The organism is Microbacterium capsulatum (assembly GCF_030865425.1).
Taxonomy (GTDB): Bacteria; Actinomycetota; Actinomycetes; order Actinomycetales; family Microbacteriaceae; genus Microbacterium; species Microbacterium capsulatum.
This window is the reverse complement of the sequence record NZ_JAVFCB010000008.1, coordinates 102,770-118,692: the sequence shown is the minus strand read 5'-3', so window position 1 is coordinate 118,692 and position 15,923 is coordinate 102,770. Positions and strand designations below refer to the sequence as shown.

The following is a 15,923-nucleotide window of genomic DNA, read 5'->3' as shown; positions in this document are numbered from 1 at the left end:
AGCCGTCGTCGACGAGGTCAGAAGTCCCGACTCGCTCCCGGTATGATCCGCGGATCATCTCGCTGGGCGCTCATCGGAGGCGGAGATCAGGTGTTTTGGTCGGCAGTACTTCTACGAGAGTCACTTCGAGCGCTTGGCAGAGCGCGAGCAGGGTTCGGAGCGTCGGGTTCGCCGGCGTCCCAGGCTTCGACTCACCCTTCTCGTACTTCTGGTAGGTGTACCGGGTAAGGCCCGCGGCGTAGGCGACGTCCTCCTGACTCAACCCGCGCTCGAGACGGATCCGGTGAAGGTTCACTGCCAACTCGCTCGCGTACGCGCTCCACGCCGCCTCGTCGGCCCGGGTGCGCTTCGCCATTCATCCAGCGTTGCGAGGCGATCGCTCCCGTATGGCCTAGTCGGTATGGCATAATCCAGGAGGCCATACGAAACAATCTCTTCTCTCTCGACCGCCGCGCTTGCGCGGGATGTCGGCTTGCACGTGTGCTGCTGCGACCCGCCGACTGAGGCCGACCGTCGGGCCGCAGCCCCCTGCAGCGTCGGCCGTGATTGTCGAGGTCTTGGTGGCTATCGATCCGCGTCCGATCTGGTGGAGGTCAGTCGACGGCCCGCCGCCGACTCCCTGGGTAGACGTGTTCGCGTCGTTCACCGGAACGGATACTGCCGATGAGTGGGGATTGGCTGCGGCGATCTTCATCGCACAGACGCGCCGTCGCACAGGCATGGGGCCGACGTTCTCTGAGATGTTCCTCGAGCTCCTGCCTGATACCGATGGCATCCCGTCGTCGATCGTCGACGAGTTCGATTACCGTGAGCGACGCCAGCTCATCGGAGACTTCCGGATTCATGCCGCCATCGAGTGGCGGCGACGTGGCTGGATCAGCTGGGAGCGCGGCGTCGAACGCAGTCTGCGAGTGGGCAAGGTGTTCCGTGCGCACTCGCGACGGTTCCAGGCAGAGCGGGCGGCAAGGATCCGCGCATGGGAGGAGATGACCGCAGAGCAACTCGCGCTTGAGGCACCCGACCCTCAGCCGGGAGACCGGACCCTCTACGGTGCGGAGGCGGCTGAGTTCGGCGCGCGGACCATTGAGGAAGCCCTCGAGGACGATGACGGAAGTCGCGGCGGCTGACGGGCAGAATGTCCACGGAATCGGTAGTGTTTTGACATGGCGTCGAACGCGCTGGCCCGGGACGTGCTGTGGGAGGCCGCGTCGGGTCAACACGGCTACGTCACTGCGAGCCAAGCGGAAGGACTCGGGGTCACCCGCCGCGCGCTCAATCAGCTCGCCGTTCGTGGCACCCTTGAACACGCCTCGTATGGTGTCTATCGGTTCGTGAAGTACCCGTTCGATCAGGCCGACCCCTACATGCGAGCTGTGCTGTGGACCGGCGCTCGGGAGGCTGCGCTGAGCCACGAGACTGCACTGGATCTCTTCGAGGTCAGCGACATCAACCCAGGGCACATCCACATGACCGTCGGCGTCCAACGAAGGATCCGGCGCAGCGGCGGCGTCCAATACGTGGTTCACCGCCAGGACCTCCACAGCGAGCAGATCACCTGGTGGCGTGAGGTGCCGATCGTGAAGTTGGCGACAGCGATCCATCAGTGCGTTCGCTTCGGAACACCGACATACCTGCTCAGCCAGGCCATCTCCAATGGGCACCGACATGGCCGGCTCACGACCTCGCAGCGCGACGAGCTCACGGCGCTGATAGATGCGGGGTCGGCCGCGACGACGGAAGGCCGAATCTAGCGAAATCTAAGGATGTATAGCGAAACGCTAGACTTCAGCGGCCTGCCGGATGTCCGCCTTCGGACTGGGCGTTCTTCTCCGCCGCGTGCTTGGCACAGAGGGTCCAGACCCAAAGGCCAATGACATACTGGCCCGCGGGCTCGCCGCACTCTTCACAGGTGCGAGTGCTTTCCCACTCCGCGGCGCGGATCGCCTCGACGAACTCCTCGTTGTAGATCGACGGATCGTCGCTCGGCTGCGCGTAGAAGCTCAGGGCACCGAACTTCGACTTGCACTGGTGGAGCTCGTAGTCGGGCGCGATCTCGGCCAGTTGGCCGTCCAGCCTGATCAGCAGGGGAAACCATCCCGCGCCGACATCGATCACAGCGGGCCAGTCCACGGCGAATCTGCTTGCGAGCCGTCGGAGGTTTGCTGGTAGGTCATCCGCCTCGTCGCCCCGCACGTTTCGTCCCATGACAAGATCATCCATCGAGAACGGCCTCGAGTGACTGATGTCAGCAATCCTGCTCAGAGATCACACCGACGACCGAGCCGACTCGCACTCCGGGCACCCGCTCCCGTGCGAGCGGCTGATCACGGTCTCCACCCAGGTGTGTCCGTTCGTGCACTTCCAGGTCACCTTACGTCTCGATGTTGGCTTGACGCGGTCGGGTCTGCTGCTGTTGCTGGTGTCCCACTGCGCCGCGAGGTCGGGTCGGAGCGTCGCCAGGTCGTTCTGGCCGGTGACGGGGCGCTTGCCGCGGCAGGTGGGGCATCCTGTGCCACGGCGGCTTGTGCGGCTCTGGACGATCGCCTTCCACACGTGCCCGTCGGCGCATCTCCACGTTGCACGCATTTTCGAATGCGCAGTCACCTCGTGGGGCTGCAGCTTGTTCGATGGGTCCCATTCGTTGATCAGATCGGGTCGGAGGGTGGCGAGATCGGACTCGCCGACCACCGGTCGCCGTCCGGAACAGTACGGGCACCCTCGGCCATCGTGTGAACGGCTGTAGATCGCCGCTTCCCACACGTGGCCGCGTGCGCAGCGCCAGGTGACCTTCTTGCCCGCGCTTGGGAGGACCTCGTCGGGCCTTAGCGTGTTGCTCGTGTCCCATTGAGCGGCGAGGTCGGGGCGAACGGTCGCGAGGTCGTTGAGTCCGGGGATCGGACGCTTGCGGGCACAGTAGGGGCATCCAGTGCCGCCCCGCGTCCGGTTGCTGATGGATGCTTGCCACTCGTGGCCACAGGGACCTTTCCACCACACCTTCCGGATGGTTGCAGCCCCGATCGTGTGCGGGGTCAGTTCACCGTTGCGTTCGTGGTTCCACTGGGCTGCGAGATCGGGTCGGAGGGTGGCGAGATCGGTCTCTCCGGGGATGGCTCGTTGTCCTGCGCAGAAGGGGCAGCCCGCTCCGAGTCTCGTTCGATTCTGGATTTCGGCTACCCAGCGGTGCCCTCGCTGACAGACCCAGTTGATGCGCCGACGCGATCCGGTGCTCACATGATCGGGATCTCCCGCGTTTGCTCCCGGTGTGCGGTCCCACTCGGCCGCAAGCTCGGGGTACTGGGTGCCTAGGTCCGACAGTCCGAGCCATGCGGCCTGGCCCGCGCAGTAGGGGCAGCCTGAGATTGCTCGAAGGTAGGGGGTGGTTTCCCAGGCGTGTCCTGTGTCGCAGACCCACCACGCCTTCACGGATGTCCCTCGTGACTCCCACGGATCTCGGGCTTGGTCGTTGCGTCTCCACGCCCACTCTGCGACTGCGTGGGGGTGGCGCTGGATCCACAAGGGGTAGGGCGCGGTGATGTCGATGATGGCCGGTGTGTCGACGATGTCCAGTGGGATGTCCAGTGGGTCGATGCGCGTGGGGCGCAGTTCACGGCGCATTGGGCGCAGCCACAGCACGATCCGTTCCACGAGCACACTGACGTGCATCCAAGCCGACGGTAGAGCCTCGACGATGCCGCGCCGGAGGTCTGGCGGCGGGAGCGAAGCCCAGCGGGTGACGATGGCCGCCTCGGATAGGACGGCAAGGACCGCGACGGTCTCGACGTAGAGCGCGGCGCGCCCCCGAACCTCGTGATCGTCAAGGCACTGCGCCAGCGCCGGGCTCCATCCTTCTGGCGCGGTCAGCCAGGCGTTGTCTCGGACCATCTCCCACACTCGCGCATGCAGACGGGCTTTGACACGGCTGCTATTGACGAGACGTCGGAACCGGCGTTCCGCCTTCGCCTGTGCATCGTCGTAGGGGACGACGAGTTGCGTATCTGGGGTTGACCCCGGGCCCGTCCAAACCATCTGGCCGGCGTGGCGAAGGCACCAGTTCTCGCGATCGTGCGGGATCTGTTCGACGCGGTCTCCGGCGGCGCAGAGTCTGCACAGGAATCGTTCCTGGTACTCATGTTCAGGATCGGGCTGGGCGAGTTGTTTCAGGCGAAGATAGTGGCCCGCGGGCCGACCGGCGGCGGCCTCCATCGTGGCTGCTGCCTCGGCCTCGTCGGCCCACACCTGATACGTATAGCGATGGTAATCGGCCTTCAGCTTCAGCCCGCGCTCGACGAAGGAGAGCGGCACACCCGCAGCCTGACACTGGCGGCGCATGTAGGAGCGCGGGGACTCGAAACGATGCCACTTCGGTCTGACTGCCCAGGCCAGATCTTCCATCATGCGGCCTCGACCAGGTCATCGAGCGTGATCCGATGCCGCACCGCAGTGGTGTGGCGGAGGCTGTCCAGAACCGCGAACAGGCGTTCCCGGGTCACCTGTTCGTCTTGGCGGTGGGGGTCGTCGACGATCGAGGCGACCAGGCGCTCGACGATCATCGCGAGCACAGCGAGGCGTCCGTTCGCAGCCTTGTGAAGGACTCGGGCGTTACGGGTAAGCGTCCCGGGCACGTGATCGCACAACGGAAGGTTGCGGTCGAAGATCGCTACCCACCGCCTCCACAGTGCGAGCCCGTCGTCCGACTTGCCGTCGATCTTCCGCAGCTCGACCATGTCGCACCTCATCGTGACCTGAAGACCTGCGCCGGATCCGAACGCCTTGCCGCTGGCGAGACTGATCCCGACCAGCGCGACGGTGGCCGACGATTCGTTCTGCAGCGCCTTGATGACGCTCGAAGGGTCTGAGCCGCTGAGGTTGTGCGCCTCGTCGATGACGAGCAGCTTCGTGCGGTGGATGTGCAGCAGGTCGACGGTCCGTCGCCGCAGCTCTTCTGTGGTGATCTGCGTCGGCAAGCCGACGGTCGGCGCGAGGAAGCGGACAATCTGGGAGAGAAGCGCCTTTCCGGTGGCGTGATCCGTCACCTCCACCCAGACGACCGGAACTTCGCCGGCGGCGGCGTAGTCCGGGAACCGCTTGGCATGTTCGTGTTCGACCGAGCGTGCCAGGAGCAGTGCGAGCTCGGTCTTGCCGTAGAACATCGGCGCCGAGATCATGAGTCCCCTGCGAGAGTTCTTGCGGCGCGGGTTCGAGGCGATGAGCTTGGCCAGGATTCGCGCACTCAGATCCTGTTCCGGTGTCGGCACACGCAACGTGAGGCGCATGAAGTCGTCCCGGGCCTCGTCATACACAGCGCGCTCATCCTCGGGCAGCGCGACGTATTCCGCGAAAGACAATATGGGCGGTCGGGGCGGAAGCGCATTCAGCGCCTCGCGGAGGCCCGGCAAGGTCGTCTTGCGGTCGTGCTCCAGGGCGAGCGGCTCGAGCATCACGGCAGGATCTCTTTCACCGTCACAATGTCGTAGGCCGAGGATTCCCAGTCGATGTCGTCGACGTCCACAGGATCGGCCCATTCGCGCAACTCGATCGGGGCGGGCTCGGTGACCGGAGCGTCCGCATCTTGTGCGTCCGCGGACTCGGCGCGTGTCTCCCGGATATATCGGTTGCGTGCACGCTTGTCGCTCCGTGCCCGGCGTTCGATCTCGTCAAGGAACTCTGCGGTCTTCGGGGCCTCCCCGGGTTCGCCGTAGCCGAAGCGCTCGACGAGCCTCACCTCGGTCTCGGCGGCCATCCATGCGCCCTTGTCATCGATCGCCTCGTCCCAGCACTCGATCCACTCTTCGGTCTCAGGATGTTGCACCCACACGGCGTTGGTGTTGTAGGGGTCGAAGCGGATGTCGAACTGGCGTGCGTGCCGTGACCCGGCGGCCGCACCGGTGAGCGAACGGTTTCGCAAATCTGCCAGCAGCGGGGAGTCATAGCGATGATTGTGGAGATCGATTCCTTCCTTGCTGATGACGCGCCGTTCCGTCGGCAGCAGGGCGAAGAAGTCTTCCGCGCGGAACGGGAGCTGGACGCCCGGACCGACCTCGAACAGCGCGGCGTACATCTGATTCGGCGTCCACTCGCGCCCGGGGAATAGGGGGGACTTCAGACCGCCGTGCTGTTTGTTCAGAAACACGGTGGTGATCCACACGTCGAACGCGAGCCGCACTGAATCCAAGGTGAGAGTCGGAGCATCGCGCTTGCCACGGTTCGACACGGAGTTGCCAGTGGAGCCAGCCAGCCATGTCGCGAAGTCCGATGAGGTGGTCCCGAAGTTGCGCTCGACATGCGGCTTGACTGTCGGAGCGTTCGGCGGAGCGAGCACCACGGTGATGCCGAATGCGCGACAGGCAGCCTCGAAAGTGGCCGATCGGAAGTCCGCGCCGCCGTCGACCGTGATCGCATGCGGGAAGATCCACGGCACCGCAAGCGACTCATCGTCCAGATACGGGTTGACCTTCTTCATCAGCTGAACGGGGAGCGTGGCAGACCCCGACAGGGTGGCGGCCCCGGAGCCGGGTATCGCCCGGCGACCGACGATGGCGCGAGCCAGCAGCAATGCGTGGTCGAAGCCGTTGGGAGAGTCCGCATGGATCGCCCAGGCCAGCGGCACCCTGCTCGCGACGCAGAACAGCGCCGTCACGGTGGGGCGGAATACAGTGCCCTTCTCGTCCCACACCTGCACGTCCAATGTGGTCGAGTCGATCTCGCAGACTGCACCGAGCCGATGAGCGCTACGGGAAAAGTACTCCCGGACGGGGCTGTTGGCGCTGGTGCGCCGAGTGGTCGACTTCGCGAAGCTGTACCGCCCCGCGTCGCGTTCGTTGATGTACCCCTGCAAGGTGGTGTCCTTGATCGCGCAGATCTGGTCACCGGGATACATCGCTTCCAGCGCCCGTCGCACAAGCGCGGCACAGTGGCGCCGACTGCTCGTGGGCATGTTGACCCGACTATCGAGCTCTCGATCGATGACAGCGACGAGACGTGGGTCGGCCTTCGCGATCGCTAATCGCTTCCTGCCCTTCCGGTGCAGCCGGGCATCCACCCCGGCGACGCCCGTCGATTGGTACTCCTTCCAGAAGTTGAACAGCGCCTTCCGAGACCGTGCCAGAGAGGTGCCGGCCAACTCCTCGACCTTGGTCGCGATCCGCTGTTCCTGAGTGGTTCGCGTCAGGTCATAAGCCGGACGCGGACCAGTCGCAGTCGGATCCATCGGGGTGCCTCGGAAGACCTCCAGCAGGTGCCTCTCCATGTCGAGTACGTCGGTCGGCCAGTTTCCGGCGATGTTCCGGAGCGGCATGGTCGACTCGCGCCGAGCGGTGCCTGCACGAGCGAGCAGCTCCGGCATGGTCACGATCTGCCAGTCGTCGTCGGTACCCTCGCGGCGCAGCTTGGCGTCGACACCGCGACGGACACCTTCCCAGACCCAGGTTTCTCCCTCGATCTCTACGCTGTCGCCAAGCCGAAGCTTGTACTCCTGAGACATCACCCTGCCCTTCGTTCACCGGATGGATTCGCTGTCGCGTAGATCGTCTCGCTGCTGAATACGGCGGCGAGGTCGACGTGGAGTAGGCGGCGCCAGGCCAGATTGTCGACCCAGGCGCACGCCAGAGGCGGACACTCCGGACACACGATCTGGCACAGCTCGCCGCGGGGCCGGCCACCGCGGGCAGTGTCCAGGATCAACGCCTCCATCTGGCGAGTGGGAAGGCAACGATCATGGCGGGATGCCGACAAGCAGTCGAGATTCTGAGTGGCCCGGGTGTCATGTCCGGTGAGCACTCTGTAGCGCCAGCCGACCGTTTCGCAGACAGCTGCCGTCTCGGCGAACTGCATGCGGGCCGGTTCATCGATCAGCGCCGCGGGACGCACATCAAACAAGCCGTACGTCCCGTCGGCGAACTGCGCCAGAAGGTCCGGAACATGCGTGGATCCCGACAGTCGCGATCCATGGCCGAAAGCGATCGCCATCGGCTGGGACCACAGTCGCTCGACCTGATCGCTGAAGTCCAACCACAGGACCTCCCAGCGCTCCGCCTGCGATTCGCACCACACGTGGGACCGCGTGCGCTGCCAGAAGTACATCGCCGGCGTGAAATAGTGACGAACGCCCGCCGACCTGCGCACTCGCATCGGATCGATCACAGCCCAGTCGTTGTCGCCGACGTCAGGTCCGACTACCGCGAACTCCTGATTCGTCCCGGCGGCGACGTTCTCGGCGGAGCGAGAGATCCAGTGCAACTCAGTTGACGATGATCGCCGACGAACAGCAATCTGCTTCGCCTCGTTGACTGGCCGCACCGTAGCCCCTCTCGCAAGCGGATCTCGCGAAGCCGATGGGGCGGTGGAGCCCCCTTGCTCCTGCTAACCAATGCTGATGCTCCTCCGCGCCCACGCACGACGGGGGAGGCACGTCGGCGTTTCGTGACACTTGATGTCACCGCGATCCCCGCCTGTGTCGCCTAAGGCCGGTTTGTGTCACTGCAACGCGATTCCGACAGTCTTCCTCTTGACACCGCTATCCGGCCGGCCTAATCTACAACCAAATGGTTGTACGAAATGAACTGAGCGATGAGCAGATCGACCGGGTGTTCCAGGCCCTCGCGGCGGCCACGCGGCGCGACATCCTGCGCCGCACGATCGAGCGCGAGCAGTCCGTGTCCGCGCTCGCGCGCGACTACGACATGTCGTTCGCGGCCGTGCAGAAGCACGTCGCCGTGCTCGAGGCCGCCGAGCTCATCGTCAAGCGCGCCGAAGGACGCGAGCGGCTGGTCCGTGCGAACCCGGACATGATCGCCCGCGCCCGCGCACTCCTGGCCCGCTACGAGGACCTCTGGCGCGCCCGCATCGCCCGCCTCGACGACCTGCTCGCCGAGGATCCGGATCCGGCCGCCGCGCCCGGATCCGACTCCGAAGACCGCTGACCCCAACGAAGGAGAGAGTGACATGCCCGTCACCGACGTCATCACCGATCCGCAGGCCCTGACCCTGTCGGTCACCGCCGAGTTCCCGGCCCCGGTCGAGCGGCTGTGGAAGGCGTACGCCGATCCGCGCCAGCTCGAGCGCTTCTGGGGCCCTCCGGGCTGGCCGGCCACGTTCACCTCGTTCGACCACACCGTCGGCGGGTTCGCCCAGTACCGGATGAACGGTCCGAAGGGCGAGTCGTCGTCCGGATCGTGGGAGTTCACGCACATCGACGAGCCGCGTGGCTTCGAGGTCATCGACCGCTTCGTCGGCGACGACGGCCGGCCGCTGCCGGACATGCCGGCGATGCGGATGACCTTCGCGTTCGAGCCGTTCGACGGCGGATCCCGCATGGTCACGGTGAGCCACTTCGCCTCGGTCGAGGCCCTCGAGCAGGTCGTCGCGATGGGTGTCGTCGAGGGGACGAAGATGGCGATGAGCCAGCTCGACGCCGTGCTGCAGGATCTCCGCGAGTACGCCCAGGGCAAGGGCACCCGCCTCGAACTGCTCGACGACACCCACGTCCGCATCACGCGGCTCGTCGACGGCCCGCGCGAGCTGGTCTGGCGCGCGCACACCGAGCCGGAGCTGGTCCGGCAGTGGATGCTCGGCCCGGAGGGCTGGGAGATGACCGAGTGCACCGACAGCACGGTCGTCGGCGAAACCTACCGGAACTCGTGGGCGCCGGTCGGCGACACCCCGGGCGAGCCGTTCGGCTTCGAGGGAGAGGTGCTGCTCGTCGACGCCCCGCGCCGCGCCGTCACGACCGAGCGCATGCAGGGCACCGACGGTCCGAGCACGCTGAACGACCTCAGCCTGTACGAGGAGGACGGCGCGACCCTCATCACGCTCCTCATCGAGTACCCCGACCTCGCCACGCGCGACATGATCCTCGCGACAGGCATGGTCGACGGCATGGAGGCGTCGTACGACCGGCTGGAGCACGCGATCCTGGTCCCGGAGAGCTGACGCGCGGTTCCGAACTCAGGAGATCCTGCGTCCCGTCGGCCCCGCGGCGACCGAGGGGCCGGGATCTCCTGAGTTCGGGCCGGGTTGATACCGTCAGGGGATGACCGGCATCCTCCTGAAGCTCCTCCTGGTGGCGGTCGTGATCTTCTTCGCGGCGGCCGCGGTGGCGAGGATGCGGCTCCCGTCCCGCGCGGCGAACCGCCTCGAGCGGCAGCGCATGCCGAAGCTCGTGCCGGTCATCGGCGGGCTGTTCGCCGCGGTCGGGGCGATCCTCACGCTCAACGCGTTCACCGCGCAGGACACGCTGGGCATGCTGTGGCCGATGCGGATCGCGGTCGTGGCGATGGCGCTCGGCGGGCTGGCGACGGTGCTGATCTACCGGAACTTCTACGTGTCACCGCGGGCCGACGAGGTCCGGTACCGCACGATCTGGGGGCGCGAACACGCGATCGCGTACGCCGACATCGCGAGCCACCGGCTGACGCGCACGCGCGGACGGCGGATCCTGACGATCCGGTCCACCTCCGGCCGGAAGCTCGCGGTGAACGTGCGGCGGTACGACATGACGCCGCTGTTCCTCGCGATCGACTTCAAGGAGCGCCACGGGCGCTGGCCGTCGCGCGGCGAGGCGCTCGGGCTGCCCGGCGGCGCTCCACGCTGAGGCGGAGCTCCGGATCCGGGCGTTCCGGCCCGCCGCCCCGGCCGACGTCGGCGGCCCGTGGTTCGATGACGGGATGGAGACCCGGGAGCGGCTGAGGAACGAGACGCGCACGGTGTGGGCGACCGCGATCAGCTTCGCGCTCGGCACCGGCGTCGGCTTCGCGGCGCTGCAGGGCCCGATCCGCCCGCTGACCGGGCCCGACGGCATGACCACCCCGATCGCGGGCATCGCCGGGACGATCGCCGCCGTCGCATTCGTCGTCAGCACCGTGCAGCACCGCCGCGGCGAGACAACGCCCATGCCGCGCTGGCAGGCGATCGTGTCGGACGCCTCGGCCGTCGCGCTCACCATCGCCTTCGCCGCCGTCGTCGCGCTCGGCATGCTGCTGGCGGGGGTCGTGCTGACCGAGGGTGTGCGCGGCTGGCACCCGTCGGCGCTCGGCGGCGGGCTGATCGCCGGCGTCGCCTCCGCGATCGGCGGCCGGTTCGCGTACACGGCCGGCGTGGGCCTGCGCACCCGCGACCTCGCCGCGCTGCTGTTCGGATTCCTCACGATCGGCACGCTGTTCGCGATGGCGACCGCGGCGGATCCGCACTGGTGGCAGCGCAACTTCTCGCAGCTCGGCCTCGGCGCGCACGGCTGGGCGTTCAACGGCACGCTCGTCGTGGCCGGCCTGCTCTTCGCGACGGTGGGCTCGTACATCGGCCGGGATCTGCACCGGCTGCTCGGCGACCGGGACCTGCGTCGGATCGCCGTCGTCGTCGCGCTCTGGGCGAGCACCGGTCTCGCCCTCGCGATCGTCGGGTTCGTGCCGATCGAGGTGAACCGGCCCGTGCATCTGAGCGCCGCGATCGGGGCGCTCGCGCTGTTCGCGGCCGCCGCCGTGGTCACCGCGTGGACCCTGCCGGGCCCGCCGCCGGCCCTCGTGGTCGCGACGATCGGGCTCGGGATCCTGCTCGTCGTCGCCATCGTGCTGCACGTTCCGGTCGAGCTGTACTCCGCGGCTGGCCTCGAGGCGATCGCGGTCGGACTCGGGCTCGTCTGGATGACGACGTTCGTGCGCGTGCTGGCCGTGCTCACGCCGGACGTCTCCCGGCCCTCCGCCCGGAGGACCCTGCTCGGCGCGTGAGGGCGGCCCCCGCCGACGCGCTCTGGCGCACAATGGACGCATGGGCATGTTCACGCAAAAGCCGGAGGAGCCGACCGAGTGGGCCGGGCTCCCGTCCGAGCCCTTCGACCGCGACGAGGCGACCGATCTGCCCGAGCAGCCGGCGACGGATCCGTTCGGGCTCGGCCTCGGCGGGGGCGGCGTGAGCATTCCGGTCGTCTCGGGTGCGGGAGGATCCGTCTCGATCCCGGTCCCGCTGCCGGAGGCTCCCGAGACGGCGGGTGCCGAGGCGGGCGAGTCCGCGGGCGACTGACAGCCGCGGTGTTCCGTTACGGCGGGTGAGGGAGGAACCGCGTTTCGTCTCGCTGCGCTCGCTCAACGACCGGTCACCGCAGCGACCCGAAGAACGCCCGGATGTCGTCGACGAGGAGCTCCGGCTCCTCCATCGCGGCGAAGTGGCCGCCGCGATCCTCGACGTCCGTCCAGCGCACGATCCGGTGGTGCTGCTCCTCCGCGAAGCGCAGCCCGATGTCGTGCGCGAACGCGATGACCGCGGTCGGCACGCCCGAGCTCGGCTTCGGCGCCTCCCACGCGGTGTTCAACGCGTAGACGAGGGCCGCGGACGATCCGCCGCTCGCGGTGAACCAGTACAGCGCGGCGTTCTCGAAGACGAACCGCTCGCCCAGCACGTCCACCGCGTCCGCCTCCGCGGGATGCGTCCACGCCTGCAGCTTGTCGTAGATCCAGGCGAACTGCGCGACCGGGCTGTCCGCGGTCATCGCGCCGACGAGCCCGGGGCGGGTGCCCTGGATCGCGATGTAGCCGAACTCGCGCTGCATGAACTCGCCGACCCGGCGGATCCGGTCCTGCTCGAGCGGGGTGAGACGCGCGGCGGTCGCGTCGTCGACCTGGCCGAGGAAGGATCCGCCGAGGGAGCCGTTCGCGTGCACGCCGATCACCCGCTCGGGCGCGAGCCGCGCGATCTCGGGGGCGACGGCCGCTCCGTGGTCGCCGCCCTGGACGGCGAAGCGCTCGTAGCCGAGCCGGGTCATGAGCTCCGCGAACGCGGCGGCGGTACGCGCCACGGTCCAGCCGGCGTCCTCGAGCGGCGTGGAGAAGCCGAATCCCGGTTGCGACGGGATCACGACGTCGAAGGCGTCCGCGGCCGATCCGCCGTGCGCGACCGGATCCGTGAGCGGTCCGATCAGGCCCTCGAACTCCAGGAACGATCCGGGCCAGCCGTGCAGGAGCAGGATCGGCGTCGCGTCCGGGTGCGGGGAGCGCACGTGCACGGCGTGGATCGTCTGCCCGTCGATCCGGGTCGTGATCTGCGGCAGCGCGTTCAGGCGCTCCTCGGTCGCCCTCCAGTCGTGCCGCTCCCAGCGGGCGACGAGGTCGCGGAGCACCTCGACCGGCACGCCGTCGCGCCAGTCGTCGCCGGGCAGCGGCTCCGGGAACCGGGCGTTGCGGAGTCGGGTGCGCAGGTCGTCGAGTGCGGCCCCAGCGATCTCGATGCGGAAGGGGAGGACGGCGGTCTCGCTCTGGTATGCGTTCATGACTCCATGCTCGGAAGCATTCCGGCCATAATATGACCGGAGAGCGAAGGAGGCTGAGCGCATGACCCGCACCACCGGCCGCACCCTCGCCCTGCTCTCCCTGCTGCAGACCCGTCGCGACTGGAGCGGCGCCGAACTGCGCGATCGCCTCGAGGTGAGTGACCGCACCCTGCGCCGCGACATCGACGACCTCCGCGAACTCGGATACGGGATCGAGGCCACTCGCGGGCGGCATGGCGGGTACCGGCTCGGCCCGGGCGCGAGCGTGCCTCCGCTCGCGCTCTCCGACGACGAGTCCGTCGCGATCGCCGTGGGCCTGCGGGCCGCGGCGGGCAGCGTCGTGACCGGGATGGAGGAGGCGGCGGGCCGCGCCCTCGCGAAGCTCGAGCAGTCGCTCTCCTCCGCGGCGCGCACCCGGATCGCGGAGGTCGAGCGTGCGCTCGTGCCGCTGGATCCCTCCCACGACCCGGACGCCGAGGTCGACCACGAGGTCGTCGCGGTGATCGCGACCGCCATCGCCGAGCGGCGGCGCCTGCGGATCGACTACACCCGGCACGACGGCGTCGAGGCGCGCCGGGTCGTGGAGCCGCATCGCATCGTGCACACCGCCGAGCGCTGGTACCTCGTCGCCCTGGACCCTGCGCGGGAGGCGTGGCGGACGCTGCGGATCGACCGGATCCGGCGTCCCGTCATGCTGCGGGAGGGCTTCCCCGACCGCGAGATCCCGGACGAGGCGCTGCGCGCTTTCACGTCACGCAGCATCACGACGGCCCCGTACCCCTACCGCGCGCGGGTGCGGATGCACGCGCCCGCGGCCGAGGTGCGCCGGCATTTCGACGCCACCGTCGCGACCGTGACCGATGAGGGCGACGGCGCGAGCGTGCTCGTCGCCGGGTCGCGCTCGCCGGAGGAGTTCGCTCTCTACCTCGGCACCTCCGGGATCCGGTTCGAGGTGCTCGACGGCGAGGAGGTGCGGGCGGCGCTGCGCGCGGTGGCCGCGCGGCTGGTCGAGGCCGCCGGCTGATCGGCGCGGCGGCGTGGCAGGCGTTTCGTCTCGGTCGCCTTCGGCGTCCTCGCTCAACGACCGGGGGTGGGTTGGTCCCTGAGCCCGTCGAAGGGGCGTCGGGGTCCGAGGGCGTTTCGTCTCGGTCGCCTTCGGCGTCCTCGCTCAACGACCGGGGGGTGGGTGACCGGTCACGAGGAGGCGTTGCGGACCGCGTCGACCAGCTCGCGCCATGGGCCGAGGAGGTGCTCCTCCGGGATGACCTGCTCGTGCCGCTCCTCGTGGATCCGCGCCTCGATCCGCCACACGAAGCGGTCCCCACCCGTGCCCGGGCCGATCTCGTCGTCCCACGGGCAGCGCTCGAGCAGCGCGACCCAGGACGCGGCCTCACCGCTGGGCGGCTGCACGCTCCAGCGCCGCGGGATCCCCGCGATCCCGCCGCTGCGCACGACGAGGATCAGCACGCCCCCGGGCTCCGGGGGCGTGCCGTGCGGGTCGGCCCCGTCAGCGGGCGGTGCCGGTTCGCGCATCACCCGCTCCCGTGACGGACGCGGCCGGGATCACCCCGACCGAGGCCCAGGCGGTGCGCGCCGCCTCGCCGGTCGCGGCGTCGACCTTGTCGGCCTCCGTGATCGTGGCGTGCGCGAACTCCGCGAAGCTCGCGGTCGAGGAGAGCCCGCTGCTGAGCGTGCGGTACCAGACCGACCCGGCGGTCTCCCACGCGTAGCCGCCGAGGGCGACCGCGAACAGCGCGAACGCCCGGTTCGGGATGCCCGAGTTGATGTGCACCCCGCCGTTGTCCTCGGTGGTCTTCACGTAGCCGCTCAGGTCGGCCGGCTGCGGATCCTTGCCGAGCTCCGGATCGTCGTAGGCGGTGCCCGGGTGCAGCATCGAGCGCAGCGCTTTGCCGTGCACGGAGTGCGTGAAGATCCCGGCGCCGATCAGCCAGGTCGCCCGGTCCACGGTCTGGTTGTTCAGGTGCTGCTCGGTCAGGGCGCCGAACACGTCGGCGCACGACTCGTTCAGGGCTCCGGGCTGGTCCTGATAGGCGAGGCCCGCGGTCGCCTGGATGACCCCGTGGCCGAGCTCGTGGCCGATGACCGACGTCGCGCCGGTGAAGCCCTGGAACACCTGGCCGTCCCCGTCGCCGAACACCATGCGCTCGCCGTTCCAGAACGCGTTGTCGTAGCCGGATCCGTAGTGCACGGTCGCGTCGAGCGGGGAGCCCTTCCCGTCGATCGAGTTGCGCTGGAACGCGTCGAGCAGCATCTGGAACGTCGCGCCGAGCCCGTCGTAGGCCTGGTTCACCGACATGTCGGCGACCGGCGGATCGTCCTCCCGGCGCACCACGGTCCCCGGCAGGGTCTCGGTCGTGTGCGCGTCGCTGATCGTGCGGTTCGGCGCCGCATCGACCTCGGCGACGAGCGTGCCGTTCTCGTCGATGGACAGCCGCAGCTGCGCCCGGTGCTCGGCAGGGAGCGGGCCGATCAGCGTCTGCCGGGCCGCCTCGGCCGCCTGCGGGTAGCGTCCCGATTCCGCCAGTCTGCTCAGCAGATAGGACGGCACGATCCCTTGATGGATCCTCTCCTGCCCGGCCTCTCGTGTTCCGCGTCGGTCGTCGTGAATGCTCATGATGCCCTCCGTTCGCTCCCCTTGCCTCGACCCTAC

Annotated in this window: 17 protein-coding genes; 8 read left to right on the top strand and 9 right to left on the bottom strand. The window is 68.4% G+C overall.

Annotation, left to right across the window (positions count from 1 at the left end; translation table 11 throughout):
• Nucleotides 1-70: 70 nt before the first annotated feature.
• Nucleotides 71-355, bottom strand: a complete 285-nt coding sequence (locus RBR11_RS14135; RefSeq protein WP_308490010.1) for a helix-turn-helix transcriptional regulator — start codon at nt 353-355, stop codon at nt 71-73.
• 187 nt (nt 356-542) lie between these two features.
• On the opposite strand from RBR11_RS14135, the gene RBR11_RS14130 reads away from it, so the two are divergent.
• Nucleotides 543-1,127 carry a hypothetical protein gene (locus tag RBR11_RS14130; RefSeq protein ID WP_308490009.1) on the top strand — a complete coding sequence of 195 codons (585 nt, stop codon included), beginning with the start codon at nt 543-545 and terminating at the stop codon, nt 1,125-1,127.
• A 36-nt stretch (nt 1,128-1,163) separates the two neighbouring features.
• A complete protein-coding gene (locus RBR11_RS14125; RefSeq protein WP_308490008.1) occupies nt 1,164-1,751 on the top strand; it encodes a type IV toxin-antitoxin system AbiEi family antitoxin domain-containing protein in 588 nt (195 codons plus the stop codon).
• A gap of 34 nt (nt 1,752-1,785) precedes the next feature.
• Here RBR11_RS14125 and RBR11_RS14120 read toward each other — a convergent pair whose 3' ends face one another.
• The 5 genes from RBR11_RS14120 to RBR11_RS14100 all read right to left on the bottom strand — a co-directional run bounded on the left by RBR11_RS14120 (nt 1,786) and on the right by RBR11_RS14100 (nt 8,295).
• Nucleotides 1,786-2,130: a hypothetical protein gene (locus tag RBR11_RS14120; protein ID WP_308490007.1), complete on the bottom strand. Its 345-nt coding sequence runs from the start codon at nt 2,128-2,130 to the stop codon at nt 1,786-1,788.
• Nucleotides 2,131-2,265: 135 nt separating this feature from the next.
• Nucleotides 2,266-4,395: a zinc-ribbon domain-containing protein gene (locus RBR11_RS14115; protein WP_308490006.1), complete on the bottom strand. Its 2,130-nt coding sequence runs from the start codon at nt 4,393-4,395 to the stop codon at nt 2,266-2,268.
• Nucleotides 4,392-5,438 (bottom strand): TniB family NTP-binding protein, encoded by a 1,047-nt coding sequence (locus RBR11_RS14110; RefSeq protein WP_308490005.1) that lies wholly within the window; start codon nt 5,436-5,438, stop codon nt 4,392-4,394. The genes RBR11_RS14115 and RBR11_RS14110 overlap by 4 nt, the downstream gene beginning before the upstream one ends.
• Entirely contained in the window at nt 5,438-7,480 is a 2,043-nt protein-coding gene (locus RBR11_RS14105) for a Mu transposase C-terminal domain-containing protein (RefSeq protein WP_308490004.1), read from the bottom strand. Before RBR11_RS14105 ends, RBR11_RS14110 begins: the two co-directional genes overlap by 1 nt.
• Nucleotides 7,480-8,295, bottom strand: coding sequence for a TnsA-like heteromeric transposase endonuclease subunit (locus RBR11_RS14100; protein WP_308490003.1), 816 nt, complete (start codon nt 8,293-8,295; stop codon nt 7,480-7,482). Before RBR11_RS14100 ends, RBR11_RS14105 begins: the two co-directional genes overlap by 1 nt.
• A gap of 245 nt (nt 8,296-8,540) precedes the next feature.
• Here RBR11_RS14100 and RBR11_RS14095 point away from each other — a divergent pair, with 245 nt between their 5' ends.
• The 5 genes from RBR11_RS14095 to RBR11_RS14075 all read left to right on the top strand — a co-directional run bounded on the left by RBR11_RS14095 (nt 8,541) and on the right by RBR11_RS14075 (nt 12,009).
• Nucleotides 8,541-8,918 (top strand): ArsR/SmtB family transcription factor, encoded by a 378-nt coding sequence (locus tag RBR11_RS14095; RefSeq protein ID WP_308490002.1) that lies wholly within the window; start codon nt 8,541-8,543, stop codon nt 8,916-8,918.
• 22 nt (nt 8,919-8,940) lie between these two features.
• Nucleotides 8,941-9,927: an SRPBCC family protein gene (locus RBR11_RS14090; RefSeq protein ID WP_308490001.1), complete on the top strand. Its 987-nt coding sequence runs from the start codon at nt 8,941-8,943 to the stop codon at nt 9,925-9,927.
• Nucleotides 9,928-10,027: 100 nt separating this feature from the next.
• Nucleotides 10,028-10,588: a hypothetical protein gene (locus RBR11_RS14085; protein ID WP_308490000.1), complete on the top strand. Its 561-nt coding sequence runs from the start codon at nt 10,028-10,030 to the stop codon at nt 10,586-10,588.
• Between the two features lie 73 nt (nt 10,589-10,661).
• Complete coding sequence (locus tag RBR11_RS14080; RefSeq protein WP_308489999.1) at nt 10,662-11,717, top strand: DUF998 domain-containing protein; 1,056 nt, start codon at nt 10,662-10,664, stop codon at nt 11,715-11,717.
• Between the two features lie 40 nt (nt 11,718-11,757).
• Nucleotides 11,758-12,009, top strand: coding sequence for a hypothetical protein (locus tag RBR11_RS14075; protein ID WP_308489997.1), 252 nt, complete (start codon nt 11,758-11,760; stop codon nt 12,007-12,009).
• A 73-nt stretch (nt 12,010-12,082) separates the two neighbouring features.
• On the opposite strand, the gene RBR11_RS14070 is transcribed toward RBR11_RS14075, so the two are convergent.
• Nucleotides 12,083-13,252 (bottom strand): epoxide hydrolase family protein, encoded by a 1,170-nt coding sequence (locus tag RBR11_RS14070; protein ID WP_308489996.1) that lies wholly within the window; start codon nt 13,250-13,252, stop codon nt 12,083-12,085.
• Nucleotides 13,253-13,313: 61 nt separating this feature from the next.
• On the opposite strand from RBR11_RS14070, the gene RBR11_RS14065 reads away from it, so the two are divergent.
• Nucleotides 13,314-14,276 (top strand): helix-turn-helix transcriptional regulator, encoded by a 963-nt coding sequence (locus tag RBR11_RS14065; RefSeq protein ID WP_308489995.1) that lies wholly within the window; start codon nt 13,314-13,316, stop codon nt 14,274-14,276.
• Nucleotides 14,277-14,446: 170 nt separating this feature from the next.
• On the opposite strand, the gene RBR11_RS14060 is transcribed toward RBR11_RS14065, so the two are convergent.
• Together RBR11_RS14060 and RBR11_RS14055 are read right to left on the bottom strand one after the other, a co-directional pair.
• Nucleotides 14,447-14,785: a protealysin inhibitor emfourin gene (locus RBR11_RS14060; protein ID WP_308489994.1), complete on the bottom strand. Its 339-nt coding sequence runs from the start codon at nt 14,783-14,785 to the stop codon at nt 14,447-14,449.
• Nucleotides 14,760-15,887 carry a M4 family metallopeptidase gene (locus RBR11_RS14055; RefSeq protein WP_308489993.1) on the bottom strand — a complete coding sequence of 376 codons (1,128 nt, stop codon included), beginning with the start codon at nt 15,885-15,887 and terminating at the stop codon, nt 14,760-14,762. Before RBR11_RS14055 ends, RBR11_RS14060 begins: the two co-directional genes overlap by 26 nt.
• Nucleotides 15,888-15,923: the final 36 nt, after the last annotated feature.

Bases quoted from the DNA above. Each gene is read 5' to 3' on its own strand.
- RBR11_RS14115 (WP_308490006.1), bottom strand. From the start codon at position 4,395: ATGATGGAAGATCTGGCCTGGGCAGTCAGACCGAAGTGGCATCGTTTC.
- RBR11_RS14055 (WP_308489993.1), bottom strand. From the start codon at position 15,887: ATGAGCATTCACGACGACCGACGCGGAACACGAGAGGCCGGGCAGGAG.
- RBR11_RS14075 (WP_308489997.1), top strand. From the start codon at position 11,758: ATGGGCATGTTCACGCAAAAGCCGGAGGAGCCGACCGAGTGGGCCGGG.
- RBR11_RS14080 (WP_308489999.1), top strand. From the start codon at position 10,662: ATGGAGACCCGGGAGCGGCTGAGGAACGAGACGCGCACGGTGTGGGCG.
- RBR11_RS14135 (WP_308490010.1), bottom strand. From the start codon at position 355: ATGGCGAAGCGCACCCGGGCCGACGAGGCGGCGTGGAGCGCGTACGCG.
- RBR11_RS14070 (WP_308489996.1), bottom strand. From the start codon at position 13,252: ATGAACGCATACCAGAGCGAGACCGCCGTCCTCCCCTTCCGCATCGAG.
- RBR11_RS14085 (WP_308490000.1), top strand. From the start codon at position 10,028: ATGACCGGCATCCTCCTGAAGCTCCTCCTGGTGGCGGTCGTGATCTTC.
- RBR11_RS14065 (WP_308489995.1), top strand. From the start codon at position 13,314: ATGACCCGCACCACCGGCCGCACCCTCGCCCTGCTCTCCCTGCTGCAG.
- RBR11_RS14060 (WP_308489994.1), bottom strand. From the start codon at position 14,785: ATGCGCGAACCGGCACCGCCCGCTGACGGGGCCGACCCGCACGGCACG.
- RBR11_RS14095 (WP_308490002.1), top strand. From the start codon at position 8,541: ATGGTTGTACGAAATGAACTGAGCGATGAGCAGATCGACCGGGTGTTC.
- RBR11_RS14125 (WP_308490008.1), top strand. From the start codon at position 1,164: ATGGCGTCGAACGCGCTGGCCCGGGACGTGCTGTGGGAGGCCGCGTCG.
- RBR11_RS14105 (WP_308490004.1), bottom strand. From the start codon at position 7,480: ATGTCTCAGGAGTACAAGCTTCGGCTTGGCGACAGCGTAGAGATCGAG.
- RBR11_RS14090 (WP_308490001.1), top strand. From the start codon at position 8,941: ATGCCCGTCACCGACGTCATCACCGATCCGCAGGCCCTGACCCTGTCG.
- RBR11_RS14110 (WP_308490005.1), bottom strand. From the start codon at position 5,438: ATGCTCGAGCCGCTCGCCCTGGAGCACGACCGCAAGACGACCTTGCCG.